Source organism: Pseudomonas sp. BC42, assembly GCF_021560055.1.
Taxonomy (GTDB): Bacteria; Pseudomonadota; Gammaproteobacteria; order Pseudomonadales; family Pseudomonadaceae; genus Aquipseudomonas.
The window spans coordinates 6,305,217-6,320,601 of the sequence record NZ_CP091067.1 but is presented as its reverse complement, the minus strand read 5'-3'; the positions used below and the strand labels follow the sequence as shown (position 1 = coordinate 6,320,601).

At 64.7% G+C, this 15,385-nt stretch carries 9 protein-coding genes; 3 read left to right on the top strand and 6 right to left on the bottom strand.

The genetic code is table 11. The annotated features are described in order from the left end of the window. Window position 1: 1 nt before the first annotated feature. The 5 genes from selO to L1O02_RS28525 all read right to left on the bottom strand — a co-directional run bounded on the left by selO (window position 2) and on the right by L1O02_RS28525 (window position 10,290). Window positions 2–1,465, bottom strand: coding sequence for a protein adenylyltransferase SelO (selO, locus tag L1O02_RS28545; RefSeq protein WP_060837195.1), 1,464 nt, complete (start codon window positions 1,463–1,465; stop codon window positions 2–4). Between the two features lie 49 nt (window positions 1,466–1,514). Then, window positions 1,515–4,868 (bottom strand): mechanosensitive channel MscK, encoded by a 3,354-nt coding sequence (mscK, locus tag L1O02_RS28540; protein WP_060837196.1) that lies wholly within the window; start codon window positions 4,866–4,868, stop codon window positions 1,515–1,517. A 65-nt stretch (window positions 4,869–4,933) separates the two neighbouring features. After that, a complete protein-coding gene (locus tag L1O02_RS28535) occupies window positions 4,934–6,676 on the bottom strand; it encodes a potassium/proton antiporter (protein ID WP_060842284.1) in 1,743 nt (580 codons plus the stop codon). A 166-nt stretch (window positions 6,677–6,842) separates the two neighbouring features. After that, complete coding sequence (locus tag L1O02_RS28530; protein WP_082729808.1) at window positions 6,843–8,468, bottom strand: methyl-accepting chemotaxis protein; 1,626 nt, start codon at window positions 8,466–8,468, stop codon at window positions 6,843–6,845. Window positions 8,469–8,664: 196 nt separating this feature from the next. Continuing rightward, window positions 8,665–10,290, bottom strand: a complete 1,626-nt coding sequence (locus L1O02_RS28525; protein ID WP_235759145.1) for a methyl-accepting chemotaxis protein — start codon at window positions 10,288–10,290, stop codon at window positions 8,665–8,667. 311 nt (window positions 10,291–10,601) lie between these two features. Between L1O02_RS28525 and L1O02_RS28520 the strand changes: the two genes are divergently transcribed. From L1O02_RS28520 to L1O02_RS28510, 3 genes are all read left to right on the top strand, one after another. Then, window positions 10,602–10,832: a hypothetical protein gene (locus tag L1O02_RS28520; RefSeq protein WP_016962666.1), complete on the top strand. Its 231-nt coding sequence runs from the start codon at window positions 10,602–10,604 to the stop codon at window positions 10,830–10,832. Beyond that, window positions 10,829–11,131 (top strand): cell division protein ZapA, encoded by a 303-nt coding sequence (locus tag L1O02_RS28515; protein WP_060837200.1) that lies wholly within the window; start codon window positions 10,829–10,831, stop codon window positions 11,129–11,131. The genes L1O02_RS28520 and L1O02_RS28515 overlap by 4 nt, the downstream gene beginning before the upstream one ends. A 118-nt stretch (window positions 11,132–11,249) precedes the next feature. Continuing rightward, on the top strand, window positions 11,250–13,187 hold the full coding sequence (locus L1O02_RS28510) for a methyl-accepting chemotaxis protein (protein ID WP_235759143.1): 1,938 nt from the start codon (window positions 11,250–11,252) through the stop codon (window positions 13,185–13,187). A gap of 357 nt (window positions 13,188–13,544) precedes the next feature. On the opposite strand, the gene L1O02_RS28505 is transcribed toward L1O02_RS28510, so the two are convergent. Continuing rightward, entirely contained in the window at window positions 13,545–15,347 is a 1,803-nt protein-coding gene (locus L1O02_RS28505) for an acyl-CoA dehydrogenase (protein WP_060837202.1), read from the bottom strand. Window positions 15,348–15,385 lie beyond the last annotated feature (38 nt).

The following is a 15,385-nucleotide window of genomic DNA, read 5'->3' as shown; positions in this document are numbered from 1 at the left end:
CTCAGGACGAGCAGCTGATTTCCAGGTGCTTGCCCCACTCTGGCGGACGTTCGGCATACCCTTGCATGCCCTCTTGTTCCTCAAAAGGCCGGCTCAGCACCTGGTGCAGGCGCCGCACTTGCGAGTAATCCCCCGACTCGGCGGCGTCGATGGCCTTCTGCGCCAGATAGTTGCGCAGGATGTACAGCGGATTGACCGCGTGCATGCGCTGCCGGCGCAGGTCCTGGCCCTGGATCGGATCCCGGGCGACCCGTTCCCGGTACTGCTCGGCCCAGGCATCGAAGCCGTCGCGGTCGACGAAATCGTCCCGCAGCCGGGCCAGCGCCTGCTCCGGCGCCTGGTCCCCCAGGTGGCGGAAGAACAGGCTGTAGTCGACGCCGCTGTTCTGCATCAGTTGCAGCAGGCGTTCCACCAGTTTCTGGTCGTCGTCCTCGGCCTGGGTGAAGCCCAGGCGCCGACGCATCAGGTCCAGGTAGTGAGCCTGATACAGCGGCAGGAACAGACCGAGACTTTCCCGCAATGCCTCGACGCTGATGAACGGGGTCAGGGCCTGGGCCAGGGCGCTGAGGTTCCACTGGCCGACGGGCACCTGATTGCTGAAGGAGTAGCGACCCTGGTCATCGGAGTGGTTGCAGATGAAGTGGGCGTCGAAATCATCGAGGAAGGCGAACGGGCCGAAGTCGAAGGTGATGCCCAGGATCGACATGTTGTCGGTGTTCATCACCCCGTGGCAGAAGCCGTAGGCCTGCCATTTGGCGATCAGCTCGGCGTTGCGTTCGACGATCTCGCGGAACATCGCCAGGTAGGGTTCCGGCTGCTCCAGGCACTCGGGGAAATGCAGCGTCAGCACATGCTCCCCCAACTGCTTCTGCTGTTCGGGTTTCTTGGTGTAGTAGAAGTACTCGAAATGGCCGAAGCGGACATGGCTCGGCGCCAGGCGCAGGACCATCGCCCCGCGCTCCTGCTTCTCGCGCCATACCGGGGTGTCCGAGCCGATCACGCACAGCGCGCGGCTGCTGGGAATGCCCAGGGCATGCAGGGCCTCGGAGGCGAGGAACTCGCGGATCGACGAGCGCAACACGGCACGACCATCGCCCATGCGGGAGTAGGGCGTCTGCCCGGCGCCCTTCAGGTGCAAGTCCCAGTGTTCTCCCGCCTGGTTGTAGACCTCGCCCAGCAACAGGCCGCGACCGTCCCCCAGTTGCGGGTTGTAGGAGCCGAACTGATGCCCGGAATAGACCATGGCCCGGGGCTCGGCCTCGGCCCACAGCTTGTGTCCGCCGAACAGCTCGGCGAACACCGGGCTTTCGGCCACGGCCGGGTCCAGGTCCAGCAGCGCCATGGCCGCCGGGCTGGCTGCCACCAGCCTGGGGTTGTCGAGGGGTTCGGGCAGTACGTGGGTCGAGAAGGCGTCGCCCAGGCGAGCGAAGCGGTTGTCGAAGGTCAGTTCGTCGAGGGCTTTCAACGGCCATCTCCCAGCAGAATGTCCGAGCATTCTGCTAGGGATAGAGGCCTTAGTCGAGTTTGCTTGGCGGCGGTTCCTGCAGCGGCTTGCCTTCGGCCACCGGGACGATGGTCTTGGCCTCCGGCTCGATGGGCACCATCTTGTATTCCTGGCCGTGGAGGTTCTTCAGGTAGACCTCCATCTGCCGGAACGAGATGTTGATGTGCTGCTTCTTGAACTCGCGGTTGATGAAGCGGTTGACCTCGTCCACCACCGGGTTGCGGTCCCCCAGTTCGCGAACGTGCATGCGCAGTTCGTGGTCCAGGGTGCTTTCGCCGAAGTTGAGGAAGTACACATGGGGCTCCGGCTCCTTGAGCACCCGCGGGTTGTCCCGGGCGGCCTTGAGCAGCAGCTCTTTCACCAGGTCCAGGTCCGAGCCGTAGTCGACGCCGAGCTTGAGGGTCACCCGGGTCACGGTGTCGGTCAGCGACCAGTTGATCAGTTGCCCGGTGATGAAGGTCTGGTTGGGGACGATGATGTCCTTGCGGTCGAAGTCGGTGATGGTGGTGGCGCGGATGCGGATCTTGCTCACCGTGCCCGACAGGTTGCCGATGGTGATGGTGTCGCCGATGCGCACCGGCCGCTCGAACAGGATGATGATGCCGGAGATGAAGTTGGCGAAGATCGCCTGCATGCCGAAACCCAAGCCTACCGACAAGGCCGCCACCAGCCACTGCAGCTTGTCCCAACTGACGCCGAGGGTGGCCAGGGTCGAGACGAAGCCGACCCCGGCAATGGCGTAGGACAGCAGGGTGGTGGTGGCGTAGGCGCTGCCCTGGGCCAGGTTCAGCTTGGACAGCACCAGCACTTCCAGGAGCCCTGGCAGGTTGCGCGCCAGGGCGAAGGTGATGCCGACAATGATCAGTGCGCCGATCACATCGCCGATGCTGATGGGCACCATGCTCATGTTGGCGCCGGTGCCGCTGGTGTATTCGTAGAGGGTGATGTTGTCCAGGTAGGAGAACACCGTGATCAGGTCCGACCAGACCCAGTACAGTGCGGCGATGAAGCCGCCCAGCAGGGCCAGGCGGATCAGGCGCAGGGACTGTTCGTTGACCTTCTCGATGTCCATGGTCGGCTCTTCGACCACCGCGTCGCCGCTTTCCCCGGCTTCCTTGGCCGCCTGGCGCTTGCTCAGGGCCCGCTGGTAGGCCAGGCGCCGCGCCGCAACCCCGAGTCCGCGAACGAAGGTGGCCTCGATCACCAGCCAGAACATCAGCAGGTACAGGGTGTTGATCAGGCGGTCGCTGAGCTTGAGCGCGGTGTAGTAGTAGCCGAAGCACACGGCGATGAACAAGGCGATCGGCAGCAGGGTGAACAGCAGGCCCACCGCCTTGCGGAACAGCGAGGCATTCTCGTGGGCCGGGCTGCTCAGCAGCAGGCGACTCAGCAGCCAGGCCATCAGCCCGTAGCAGGTCAGCACCACGGCGATGCCCAGCACGTCATCGGCCAGGGCCGCGGGTTGGTGCTCGGCAACGGCCACCACGGCCACCAGCGCCAGGACCACCAGCCCCAGGCGGCGGACCCAGCCCTGGAGGAATTCCACCTGGGGTTTTTCCCAGCGGAAATGCAGTTCCGCCACGCCGCCAGGGGCGAGGATCCGATAGGCGGTGTAGAACACCAGCCAGGCCTGGGCGATCTGCAGCAGCGCCGCGCCGAGGTTGGCGTTCTGTCCCCGGGCGTCGATCTGCAGGGCATAGCCGCACAGCGCCAGGCCCAGGGTCACCGGCATCGCCAGGAGAATGTTGACCAGGATCGCCAGCGGCGTGTGCCACTGGCTGTCGCGTTTGAAGTGGCCGATGTCCTTGTGCACCTTGCTCAGGCGCGCGTAGAGGTTCTTGCGCCGCCACAGCAGGGCGCCGATCAGCAGCGCCAGGGGCAGGAACAGCAACGGCCGCTGCGCCAGGCCGTCGGTCAGTTCACTGAGGCTGGAGGCCCAGGGCAGGGTGGTGACCTGTTTCTGCAGGCGCTGGGGCACTTCCTGCAGCCACTCGGCGTCCAGGGGCTTGTTGCTGGGGATCCAGAACATCTGCTCGTCGAGGGTCGCCCGCAGGCTCTGGGAGGTGCTCAGCAACTGCTTCTGGTTCAGCTGCAGGGTGATGGACTCGTTGAGCAGGGCGCTGAGTTCGCGGTTCAGGCGCTCCAGCAGATCGGCGCGGGTCATCGCCAGGTCGATCAGGGTCCGGCGCAGTTGCGGCGTGACCTGCTCCGGCGGCTGGCTCTTGAGCAGGTTGTCGACGTAGGTGCTGGGGCTGCCCAGCAGTTCCCGCTGCTGGTTGACCTCGAATTGATAGAGGCGGATATCGGCGATTTCGTCCGCCAGGTCGCGGTCCAGTTTCAGGCGTGGCAAGGCCTGTTTCTGTTTGTAGAGAATCTTCGACAGCAGCAGGCTGCCCTTGAGCACGTTGATCTGCTCGTCCAGGGCCGCATCGCTCTGGGTCACGCTGTCCAGCTGCTGTTTGGTCTGCAGGTTCTGCTGGGTCAGTTCGTTGAGGCGGTCGGTGCTCTTGAGCAGGTAGTCGGAGAGCTTGAGGTTGGTGGCGCTTTCGGTGGCCAGCAGGCTGCTGCTTCCGGCCTTCTGCGCCTCGATGGACTGCTGGGTCACGGTTTCCTGGGACTGGGCCAGGCGCTTCTGGTTGATCAGGGTCTGCAGGTCCTGGATTTCCTGCTCCAGGCGCGCGGTCTTTTCCATCAGCAGGTCATGCTGGCTGCTGCCCAGATCCTGCAACTGGCTGTTGCCCGCCAATTCCTGGCGGCGCAGGGGAATCAGGGCGTTGATCGCCGCCAGTTCGGCATTCAGCAGGTTGCGTTGATCGGCGCCGAGCAGCTTGCCGCCGTCCTTGCCGGACTTGAGTGCGGCGTTGATCTGCAGGATGCGGGTCTGGCTGCTGCTGATTTCCGCCTGGGCCCGCTCGGGCCGGGTCTGGGCGGTGATGGTCAGGGTGTTGGCGTCGGCCAGGGCCTTTTGCAGCTCCCCTTGCAGGGTGGTGCGTTCGCTCAGCAGTTGCTCCAGTTGCGACACCGCCAGCGAGCCGTAGCGCTGGGCCACCGGCACCACTTTGCTGGCCTTCAGGCGTGCCAGTTCCCGCTGGTTTTCCGTGGTCTGGCGCGGCGCGTTGCTCAACTGCTGGCGCAGGTCGCTGAGGCGTCGCTCGTAGTCCTGCTTGTTGTTCAGCTGATTCAGGGTGTTTTGCAGCAGGGTCTGCAGGGCCTTCTGATCGGCTTCCGGCAATTTGCGTTCGGCGATCTTGTCCAGGCTTTGCTGGACCGACTCGGCACTGGGCGGATCGCCGCCCTGTGCGGCGCCGACAGAGAGACTCAGGCCCAGCAGGGCAACAGCGAAGAATTTACGCAGGTTAGGCATAGAAGTCGGTCAAGCAAATAGGAATGGGGGGACGCGTCGCGACCAGGTCCGACGCGCTCCGCAGTTTAGAGGAAGAGGCCGGGGCCGGGGCGACTTCCTTCGGGGAATCTGACGCCCACCTTGCCGATCTTGTTCCCGTCCATCACCGCCACGGTCCAGATGGTGTTGTTCCACTCCACCTGGTCGCCGACCACCGGTGCACCGCCGACCTTCTGGGCGATGAACGCCCCCAGCGGCATGTCCGCGTCCTGGCCGTCGAGCTTGAGCCCGTAGAGCGCCGACACCGCGCCCAGCTGGGCGTCGCCTTCGAGGACGAAGTCGCCGAAGAAGCGCAGGTCCAGCCCGCGCTCCGGCGCCTGGCTGAAGAGTTTGCCCAGGGCCGGAAGGTTGTGTTCATGGCCGATCACGCACAGCAAGTCATCGGCCTCAAGCACGGTACTACCCGACGGATGGAGCAGTTGCTGGCCGCGAAACAGCGCGGCAATCCGCGTGCCTTCGGGCATCTTCAGCTCCCGCAGGGCGGCGCCGATGCACCACTTTTCCGCTCCCAGGCGGTAGACGAACATCTCCCACTCGCTGGTGACATGGACTTCCAGGGCCGATCGGGAGATCGGCGCCGGGTCCGGCGGCACCGTGACCTTCAGCCACTTGGCCACCCACGGCAGGCTGGTGCCCTGCACCAGCAGCGAGATCAGCACGATGAAGAACGCCAGGTTGAAGTACAGCTGGGCGTTGGGCAGCCCGGCCATCAATGGGAACACCGCGAGAATGATCGGCACCGCGCCGCGCAGGCCGACCCAGGAGATAAAGGCCTTTTCCCGGCCGTGGAAGGCCTTGAACGGCGCCAGGCCCACCAGCACCGACAGCGGCCGGGCGAACAGGATCATCCACAGCGCCAGGCCGAGGGCCGGCAGGGCGATGGGCAGCAGGTCGTGGGGGGTGACCAGCAGCCCCAGCACCAGGAACATGCCGATCTGTGCCAGCCAGGCCATGCCGTCGAGCATGTGCAGGATGCCGTGGCGGCTGCGCACCGGGCGGTTGCCGATCATCAGGCCGCACAGGTACACCGCCAGAAAGCCGCTGCCGTGCAGGGCGTTGGTCAGGGCAAAGACCACCAGGCCGCCGGCGATCACCAGGATCGGGTACAGGCCGTTGGCCAGGTGGATGCGGTTGACCAGTTGCAGCATCAGCCAGCCGCCGCCCAGGCCGATCACCGCGCCGATGCCGAATTCGCGGACCAGGTCCCCCAGCAGGCCCCAGTGCAGGCCGGTGTGGCCGCTGGCGAGCATGTCGATCAGGGTCACGGTGAGAAACACCGCCATCGGATCGTTACTGCCGGACTCAATCTCCAGGCTGGCGGTGACCCGTTCGTTGAGGCCCTTGCCCCCCAGCAGCGAGAACACCGCCGCGGCGTCGGTGGAGCCGACGATGGCGCCGATCAGCAGGCCCTGGATCAGGTTGAGGTCGAACAGCCAGGCCGCGGCCATGCCGGTCAGCCCGGTGGTGATCAGCACCCCCACCGTGGCCAGGGACAGCGCCGGCCACAGGGCCACGCGGAAACTCGCCACCCGGGTGCGCAGGCCGCCGTCCAGCAGGATCACGGCCAGGGCCAGGTTGCCCACCAGGTAGGCGGTCGGGTAGTTGTTGAAGATGATGCCGCCGCCGTCGACCCCGGCGGTCATGCCCACGGCGAGGATGATCACCAGAATCGGGATGCCGAGCCGGGAGGACAGTGAACTCACCAGAATGCTCGCACCTACCAGCAACGCGCCGATCAAGAACAGGCTGTTGATGGTCGTCGCATTCAAAGGCAGTACTCCAGGGTGAAAAAGGCGGGCGCAAACTGACCATGCAGTCTGCGTGCCAGCGATTCTAACCTGTTGAAATGTGCCGCTGTCAAAAAGCTTTCAATGGCACCGGCCGATCCGGCGCACGTGCTGTGCGCCGGGTCTTTGCCGAGCCTGGCCCGGTGCTTCAAAGGCTGAAGCGCGCCACCAGGCTGTTGAGGTCCACGGCCAGGCGCGACAGCTCGTTGCTGGCTGCACTGGTCTGGTTGGCGCCGGTGGACGATTGCACCGACAAGTCGCGGATGTTCACCAGGTTGCGGTCCACTTCCCGGGCCACCTGGGCCTGTTCCTCGGCGGCGCTGGCGATCACCAGGTTGCGTTCGTTGATCTCGATGATGGCGCTGTTGATGGTGTCCAGGGACAGACCGGCGCCACGGGCGATGTTCAGGGTCGACTCGGCGCGTTCGGTGCTGTTGCGCATCGAGTCCACGGCATGTTCGGTGCCGCTCTGGATGCTGCCGATCATGCGTTCGATTTCGCTGGTGGACTGCTGGGTGCGGTGGGCCAGGGCGCGCACTTCATCGGCGACCACGGCAAAGCCGCGACCAGCCTCGCCGGCACGGGCGGCTTCGATGGCGGCATTGAGCGCCAGCAGGTTGGTCTGGTCGGCCAGGCCGCGGATCACGTCCAGCACCTTGCCGATGTCCCGCGACTCGTTGGCCAGATCGCCGATCAGGCTGGCGGTGCTCTGTACGTCCGAGCTCATGCGCTCGATGGCGGACACGGTTTCCTGCACCAGGTCGCGACCGTCGCCGGCGGAGGTGGTGGCGTTCTTCGAGGCTTCGGAGGTGCTGACGGCGTTGCGGGCCACTTCTTCCACGGCGCTGGTCATTTCATTGACCGCCGTCGCGGCTTGTTCGATCTCGTTGTTCTGCTGGGTCAGGCCACGGGCGCTTTCGTCGGTGACGCTGTTGAGTTCCTCGGCCGCCGAGGCCAGTTGGCCGGCGGAGCCGGAGATGCGTTGCAGGGTGTCGCGCAGTTTTTCCTGCATCTTGGCCATGGCCTGCAACAGGCGCCCGGCCTCGTCGCTGCCGTCGATCCGGATCGGCCGGGTCAGGTTGCCTTCGGCGATCTCTTCGGCGGCGCTCAGGGCGTTGGCGATCGGCAGGGTGATGCTGCGGGTCAGCAGCCAGGCGAACAGCAGGGTCAGGGCGGTGGCCAGCACCAGCAGGCCCACCACCAGAGCGAAGGCCGAGGAGTACTGCTCGGCGGCTTGCTGGTTGGTGTCCAGGGTCTGCTGGGTGTTGATCTCCAGCAGGCGGTTGAGCACGGTGTTCATGGCTTCGGAGTTGTTCAGCAGGTCGGTGTTGAGCAGGTTGCGCAACTCGTCCACCTGATTGCTGCGGGACAGACTCTTCATCCGCTCTTCGATCTGCCGGTACTGGCCCAGCAACTGCACGTACTGGTCATAGGCGGCTTTTTCCGCCGGGCTGCTGATCAGCTTTTCATAGGTCGTTTGGGCCGTGCGGATCTGCTGGTTGCGCATCTCCAGCAGTTCCACGGTCTTTTGCTGCACATCCGGCTCGCGGTTGACCAGCAAACGGTAGGACAGCACCCGCAGGCGCAGGGTCAGCTGGGTGAATTCGTCGAGGCTCTTGATGCTCGGCACGCTGCTCAGGGTGATGTCCTCGGCGGCACCGCGGATCTTGCTCATCTGATTCAGGGCGAACACCCCGAGGATCAGCATCAAGCCGCCGATCATGGCAAAACCGAGGAAGGCCCGCGGAGCGATATTCATATTACGAAGGGACATGGTGAGTACCAAAAAGGGCGCATCCGTGCGGGGCTTGAGACTGATCTACCGTGACATATCGGTCGTACGACTAAAGTCTTGAGTCACGCCGCGGATTTAGCCGCCCGCCCATGCACCGCCCCGGCAGCGCCAAGCGCCGCTACCCCTGGCTCCAGCCCCCGCACTAGAGGGCTGGAGCAGGACGCAAGGGGGGGTGTTACAGCTGGAACCGGGTCACCAGATTGTTCAGGTCCACGGCCAGGCCCGACAATTCGCTGCTGGCGGAGCGGGTCTGGTTGGCCCCGGTGGTGGATTGCACCGACAGGTCGCGGATGTTCACCAGGTTGCGGTCCACTTCCCGGGCCACCTGGGCCTGTTCCTCGGCGGCGCTGGCGATCACCAGGTTGCGTTCGTTGATCTCGATGATGGCGCTGTTGATGGTGTCCAGGGACAGACCGGCGCCACGGGCGATGTTCAGGGTCGACTCGGCGCGTTCGGTGCTGTTGCGCATGGAGTCCACGGCATGTTCGGTGCCGCTCTGGATGCTGCCGATCATGCGTTCGATTTCGCTGGTGGACTGCTGGGTGCGGTGGGCCAGGGCGCGCACCTCATCGGCGACCACGGCAAAGCCGCGGCCGGCCTCGCCGGCACGGGCGGCTTCGATGGCGGCATTGAGCGCCAGCAGGTTGGTCTGGTCGGCCAGGCCGCGGATCACGTCCAGCACCTTGCCGATGTCTCGCGACTCGTTGGCCAGATCGCCGATCAGGCTGGCGGTGCTTTGCACGTCGCCGGTCATGCGCTCGATGGCGGCGACGGTTTCCTGAACCATGTCCCGTCCGTCCCCGGCGGACTGGGTGGCGTTCTGCGAGGCTTCGGAGGTGCTGACGGCATTGCGTGCCACTTCTTCCACGGCGCTGGTCATTTCATTGACCGCCGTCGCGGCTTGTTCGATCTCGTTGTTCTGCTGGGTCAGGCCGCGGGCGCTTTCGTCGGTGACGCTGTTGAGTTCCTCGGCCGCCGAGGCCAGCTGGCCGGCGGAGGCGGAAATGCGTTGCAGGGTGTCCCGCAGCTTTTCCTGCATGGTGAGCATGGCCTGCAACAGGCGGCCGGCTTCGTCGCGGCCATCCACGGTGATCGGTTGGGTCAGGTTGCCTTCGGCGATGGTTTCGGCGGCATGCAGGGCGTTGGCGATCGGCAGGGTGATGCTGCGAATCAGTCGCCAGGCGAACAGCAGGGTCAGGGCGCTGGCCAGTACCAGCAGGCTCACCACCAGATTGAAGGCGGTGGTGTATTGCTCGGCCGCGTCTTGATCGGCGGCCTGGGAGTACTGGGTGTTGATCTCCACCAGTTGGTTGAGGAGGGCGTTGATCTTTTCGGCGCTGGCCATCAGTTCGGTGTTGAGCAACTGCTGCATGCTTTCGAGCTGGTTGTTGTGCGACAGCTCGATCAACTGGGCTTCCAGTTGGCGGTGGTGGCTCAGCAGCTCCAGGTACTGATCGTAAGCGGCTTTTTCCTCGGGGCTGCTGATGAGCTGTTGGTAGCGGGCCCGGGTTTCATCGATCTTCTGGTTGCGCTGGCTGATGGAGTCCAGGGTCTTTTGCTGTTCCTCGGGGTCGCGGTTGAGCAGCAGTCGATAGGCCTGGACCCGCAGGCGCAGGCTCAGTTGGGTGAAGTCGTCGACGCTCTTGATGCTGGGGATGGTGTCCTGGGTGATGCGTTCGGTCGCCGCGCGGATCTTGCTCATCTGGTTCAGGGCAAAGATCCCCAGAAACAGCATCAAGCCACCTATCAGGGCAAAACCGAGGAATGCCCTCGGAGCGATATTCAGGGTACGCAGGGACATTGAACCTACCTCGGATGTGCGCAGCTTGCGCGTGTGGGGCTGGGAAGTACCTGTGCTATCGCGTTGAAAAAATGCTTCTTGAATCGTCAGGAGCAGTTTCAGAAAAGTCTGAGTGCTCGTTGGGAAATTTCAGAAAAGTCCCGACGGCCCGACGGAGCGTCAGGAACCCACGGGGCGAATGACAGTCTCTAGCAGCTCTCGCGGAAGGGTCATCGCCAGTAAAATCAAGGCCTTGCGCCTGGATAACCCTGGTATCCAAGGTGACTTTTCTTTATCGTACGCGCCCTTTGCAAAAAGCCCGGAAGATCAAAATGTTGGAAGCATCCCTCAGCCAATTGGAACAGCTGGTCAGCGACCTGGTGCTACAGAACCAGGAGCTGCTCGGCACGAACGCAGCCCTCAAGGAACAACTGGCCCAGGCCAAGGATGAAAACGAAAGCCTGCAATTGAGCCTGATGGAACAGGAAGAGAAACAAGGCGCGACCGCAGCCCGCATCCAGGCCCTGGTTGAGCGCGTCAGTGCGAGCCCGGCCAACCCATGAGACACCATATCGATGGGGTGAAGGTGATCTCGATCCTGGGCGAGGATTACTCGATCAAGGCCCCGGCCGGTGAGGAGCAGACCCTCATGGACGCCGCGCTGATGCTCAAGGCGGCCCTGGCCGACACCAAGAAGAAATACCCGACGCTGATTGGCGAGCGCCTGCTGGTGCTGGCGGCGATGAACCTGTGCTCGCAGCAGATCGAGATGCAAAAGCGCCATGCCCAGGAACTGGCCCGTTATGAGGAGCAGGTGAGCGCCACCGTCGAGGTGATCGCCAAGACCATTCAACAGAATTGATGGAAGTGCACACAGCCGACGGGTAACGGGTTGGACAAGCAGGGTCAATGTTTGTATACAGCTTCCCGCGGCTGGCGCGGTATCTCAGCCTCTTATAACCATAAGAAAGAGGTGTTCCATGCAATTCTGGCGACGCAGTATTCAATGGCAGCTGATCCTCAGCATGGGGTCGGCCCTGTTGGTCAGCCTGCTGGTGGTAGTAGCCATCTACACGGTACTGATCAATCACCTGACCCAGAACTATCTGGTGGACAGGGCGCTACCTTCGAGCATCGAAGCCATGCGCAACGATATCGAGCGCATTCTCACCCAGCCGCTGACCGCCGCCCGGGACCTGGCCGGCAACGGCATGCTGCGCGACTGGCTGGCGGCGGGCGAAGACCCGGCTCGGGCGCAGAGCTTCATCAGCTACCTGGAAGACATCCGCGCCGAGAACCAGGCGTTCACCACCATGATGGCCAGCCCGCTCAGCCATCATTACTACAACCAGAAAGGCCTGGACCGGACCCTCAGCCGGGACAATCCCAAGGACGCCTGGTTCTATCGCTTTATCGACAGCGGCAAGCCGCGAGTGCTGAACATCGATATCGACGTTGCCAGCGGCGAGCTGGCGCTGTTCATCAACTACCGGGTCGAGAAGGACGGTGCGCTGGTGGGCGTCACCGGCCTGGGCTTGCGCATGACCGAGCTGTCGAAGCTGATTCACGACTACAGCTTTGGCGAGCGCGGCCGGGTGTTTCTGGTGCGCAGCGATGGTTTGATCCAGGTCCATCCGGACGCCGAATTCAGCGGCAAGCGACAGTTGTCCGAGCAGATCGGCGCGACCGCCGCCGAGGCGCTGATGGGGCACGACGGGCTGACCAGCAGTCATTTCGAGCGTGACGGCGAAGACTACCTGGCCCTGAGCCTGCCCCTGCGCGGCTTTGGCTGGAGCCTGGTGGCCGAGGTGCCGCAGGAGCAGATCTACGCCGAGGCGCATCGGGCGATCTGGCTCACCAGCCTGATCGGCCTGGGCATTGCCGCGGTCTGCCTGTTGCTGGTGGTGCTGCTGGCCCGTGGCCTGGTGCGTCCGGTCCGGCAAGTGACCGAGGGGCTGGTGGCCATCGGCAGCGGTGGCGGTGACCTGACCCTGCGCCTGGACGCCAGCCGCGCCGACGAACTGGGGGACCTGGCGCGGGGGTTCAACCGCTTCCTCGACAGCCAGCGCGGCATGATCGGCGAGGTGCTGGCCACCACCGAACGCCTGCGTTCCTCGGTGAGCCAGGTGGCGGCGGTGGTGGAGAACACCGCCGAGCGCTCCGGACAGCAACAGGAAATGACCGACACGGTGGCCACCGCGGTGCACCAGATGGGCCTGACGGTCCAGGACATTGCGCGCAATGCGGGGCAAGCGGCGGACGCTTCCCAGGCGGCCCGGGACGAAGCCTTGCAGGCCCGGGAGGTGGTGGGCGGCTCGATCCGGCATATCGAAAGCATGTCCGGGGATATTGCCCTGGCCGCCGGCGCCGTGAGCGAGCTGGCGGAACAGGTGGCCTCCATCGACCAGGTGCTGGCGGTGATTCGCGGGGTTTCCGAACAGACCAACCTGCTGGCCCTCAACGCCGCCATCGAAGCGGCCCGGGCCGGCGAGATGGGCCGTGGCTTTGCCGTGGTCGCCGATGAAGTGCGCACCCTGGCCCAGCGCACCCAGACCTCCACCGATGAAATCCAGCAAATGATCCAGGGCCTCAAGCAAGGCGCGGAGAACGCGGTGTCCTCGATGCATGCCGGGCAGACGGCGACCGGCACCGGCGTTGAATCCAGCCAGCGCACCGGCGCCTCGCTGACCGCGATCACCGGGCAGGTGGAGCGCATCAGCGACATGAATCAGCAGGTGGCCACGGCCACGGAGCAGCAGTCGACGGTGACCGAAGAGATCAACCGCACGGTGCAGGGAATTTCCGATCTGGCCCGGGCCACGGCGGCCGAAGTGCATGGCTGCCGTGAAGACTGCCGGACCCTGCAGCGCCTGGCCGAGGATCTGGTGCGCCAGGTGGGTGGTTTCAAGCTGCACTGACCAGCCTGTAGGAGCTGGCTTGCCAGCGAACCTCGGGCCGCGTAGTGCCAGGCCGGACGCTTTCGCCGGCAAGCCGGCTCCTACAGGTGTGGAGTGAAAGTTCTGGTAGGAGCTGGCTTGCCAGCGAACTGCGCGCCGCGCAATGCCAGGCCGGACGCTTTCGCCGGCAAGCCGGCTCCTACGGGTGTGGAGTGAAAGTTCTGGTAGGAGCTGGCTTGCCAGCGAACTGCGCGCCGCGTAGTGCCAGGCCTGACGCTTTCGCCGGCAAGCCGGCTCCTACGGGTGTGGAGTGAAAGTTCTGGTAGGAGCTGGCTTGCCAGCGAGCTGCGCGCCGCGGTGTGTCAGGTCGCCTGGGCCTCAGAACCAGGCGTCCTGCATCTCCAGGCAGGTGGCGTCCCGTGCTTCCAGCAGGGTCAGCTCATGCTGGCAGGCCGGCACTTCCCAGGTCAGGAAGTAGCGCGCGGCCTGCAGCTTGCCCCGATAGAAATCCCGATCCGCCGCCACTTCCCGGGCCAGTCCTTCCTCGGCCCTGATCGCCTGTTCCAGCCAGCGCCAGCCGATCACCGCGTGACCGAAGGCCTTCAGATACAGCGCCGAGTTGGCCAGGGTCGCCGTGACCTTGCCAGTGGCCAGATCCCCCAGCAGACCCAGGGTCACGCCCTGCAGGCGCGACACCAGTTGCTCCAGAGGCTGGCGCAGGGCATCCAGCGACGGATGGGCGCGGGCCCGCTCGCCGGTCTCGGCGATCAGGCGGATCAGGCGCTTGAGCCCGGCGCCGCCGTTTTGCGCCAGCTTGCGGCCCAGCAGGTCGAGGGACTGGATGCCGTGGGTGCCTTCATGGATCGGGTTCAGGCGGTTGTCGCGGTAGTACTGCTCCACCGGGTATTCCCGGGTATAGCCGTGGCCGCCGAGTATCTGGATCGCCAGCTCGTTGGCCTTGAGGCAGAACTCCGACGGCCAGGATTTGACGATCGGGGTCAGCAGGTCCAGCAGTTCGTGGGCCTGCTGGCGTTCGCCGTCGTCGGCCAGGGTGGTGGTGTCATCGAACAGCCGCGCCGCATACAGCCCCAGGTCGAAGGCACCTTCGACGTAGGCTTTCTGGGTCAGCAGCATGCGTCGCACATCGGCGTGCTGGATGATCGAAACCGGTGCGGTGGTGGGGTCCTTGCTGTCCGGCAGGCGACCTTGCGGGCGTTCACGGGCGTATTCCAGGGAATACAGGTAGCCGGCATAACCCAGCATCACCGCGCCCATGCCGACGCCGATCCGCGCCTCGTTCATCATCTGGAACATGTAGCTCAGGCCCTGGTGCGGCTGGCCCACCAGATAGCCGACGCAGTGGCCGTTATCGCCGAAGTTCAGCGCGGTGGAGGTGGTGCCGCGCCAGCCCATCTTGTGGAACAGCCCGGCCAGCAGCACGTCGTTGCGCGGCCCCAGGCTGCCGTCGTCGTTGACCAGGAACTTGGGCACGATAAACAGCGAAATGCCCTTCACCCCGGGCGGCGCGTCCGGCAGCTTGGCCAGGACCATGTGCACGATGTTCTCCGACAGCGGGTGGTCACCGCCGGAGATGAAGATCTTGTTGCCCTTGAGCCGGTAGCTGCCATCGCCTGCCGGTTCGGCGCGGGTGCGGATATCGGCCAGCGAGGAGCCGGCATGGGGCTCGGTTAGGGCCATGGTGCCGAAGAAGCGGCCGTCGATCATCGGTTGCAGGAAGCGTTGTTTCTGCTCGTCGGTGCCAAAGCTTTCGATCAGGTTGGCCGCGCCCATGGTCAGGAACGGGTAAGACGTGGTGGCCGCGTTGGCCGCCTGGAAATGGGCGAAGCAGGCCTGGGACAACAGGGTCGGCAACTGCATGCCGCCTGCGTCGAAACTGCGCGCGGCGTTGAGGAAGCCGGCTTCGAGGAAGGCGTCCACCGCCGGTTTCACTTCAGGAATCAGCACCGCCTGGCCGTCTTCGTAGCGCGGCTCGTGTTCATCGCCCTTGCGGTTGTGCGGGGCGAAGTACTTCTCGGCGATGTTGCGCGCGGTGCCCAGGGCGGCATCGAAGGTTTCGCGATTGTGCTCGGCAAACCGCTCGCGCTGGGTCAGGCCCTCGGCGTCGAGCACCTCATACAGTTCGAAAGCCAGATTGCGGGAACTGAGCAGCGTCTCGGACATGGCGGCATACCTGTTGGTTAGGGAATGGACCGAGTCTA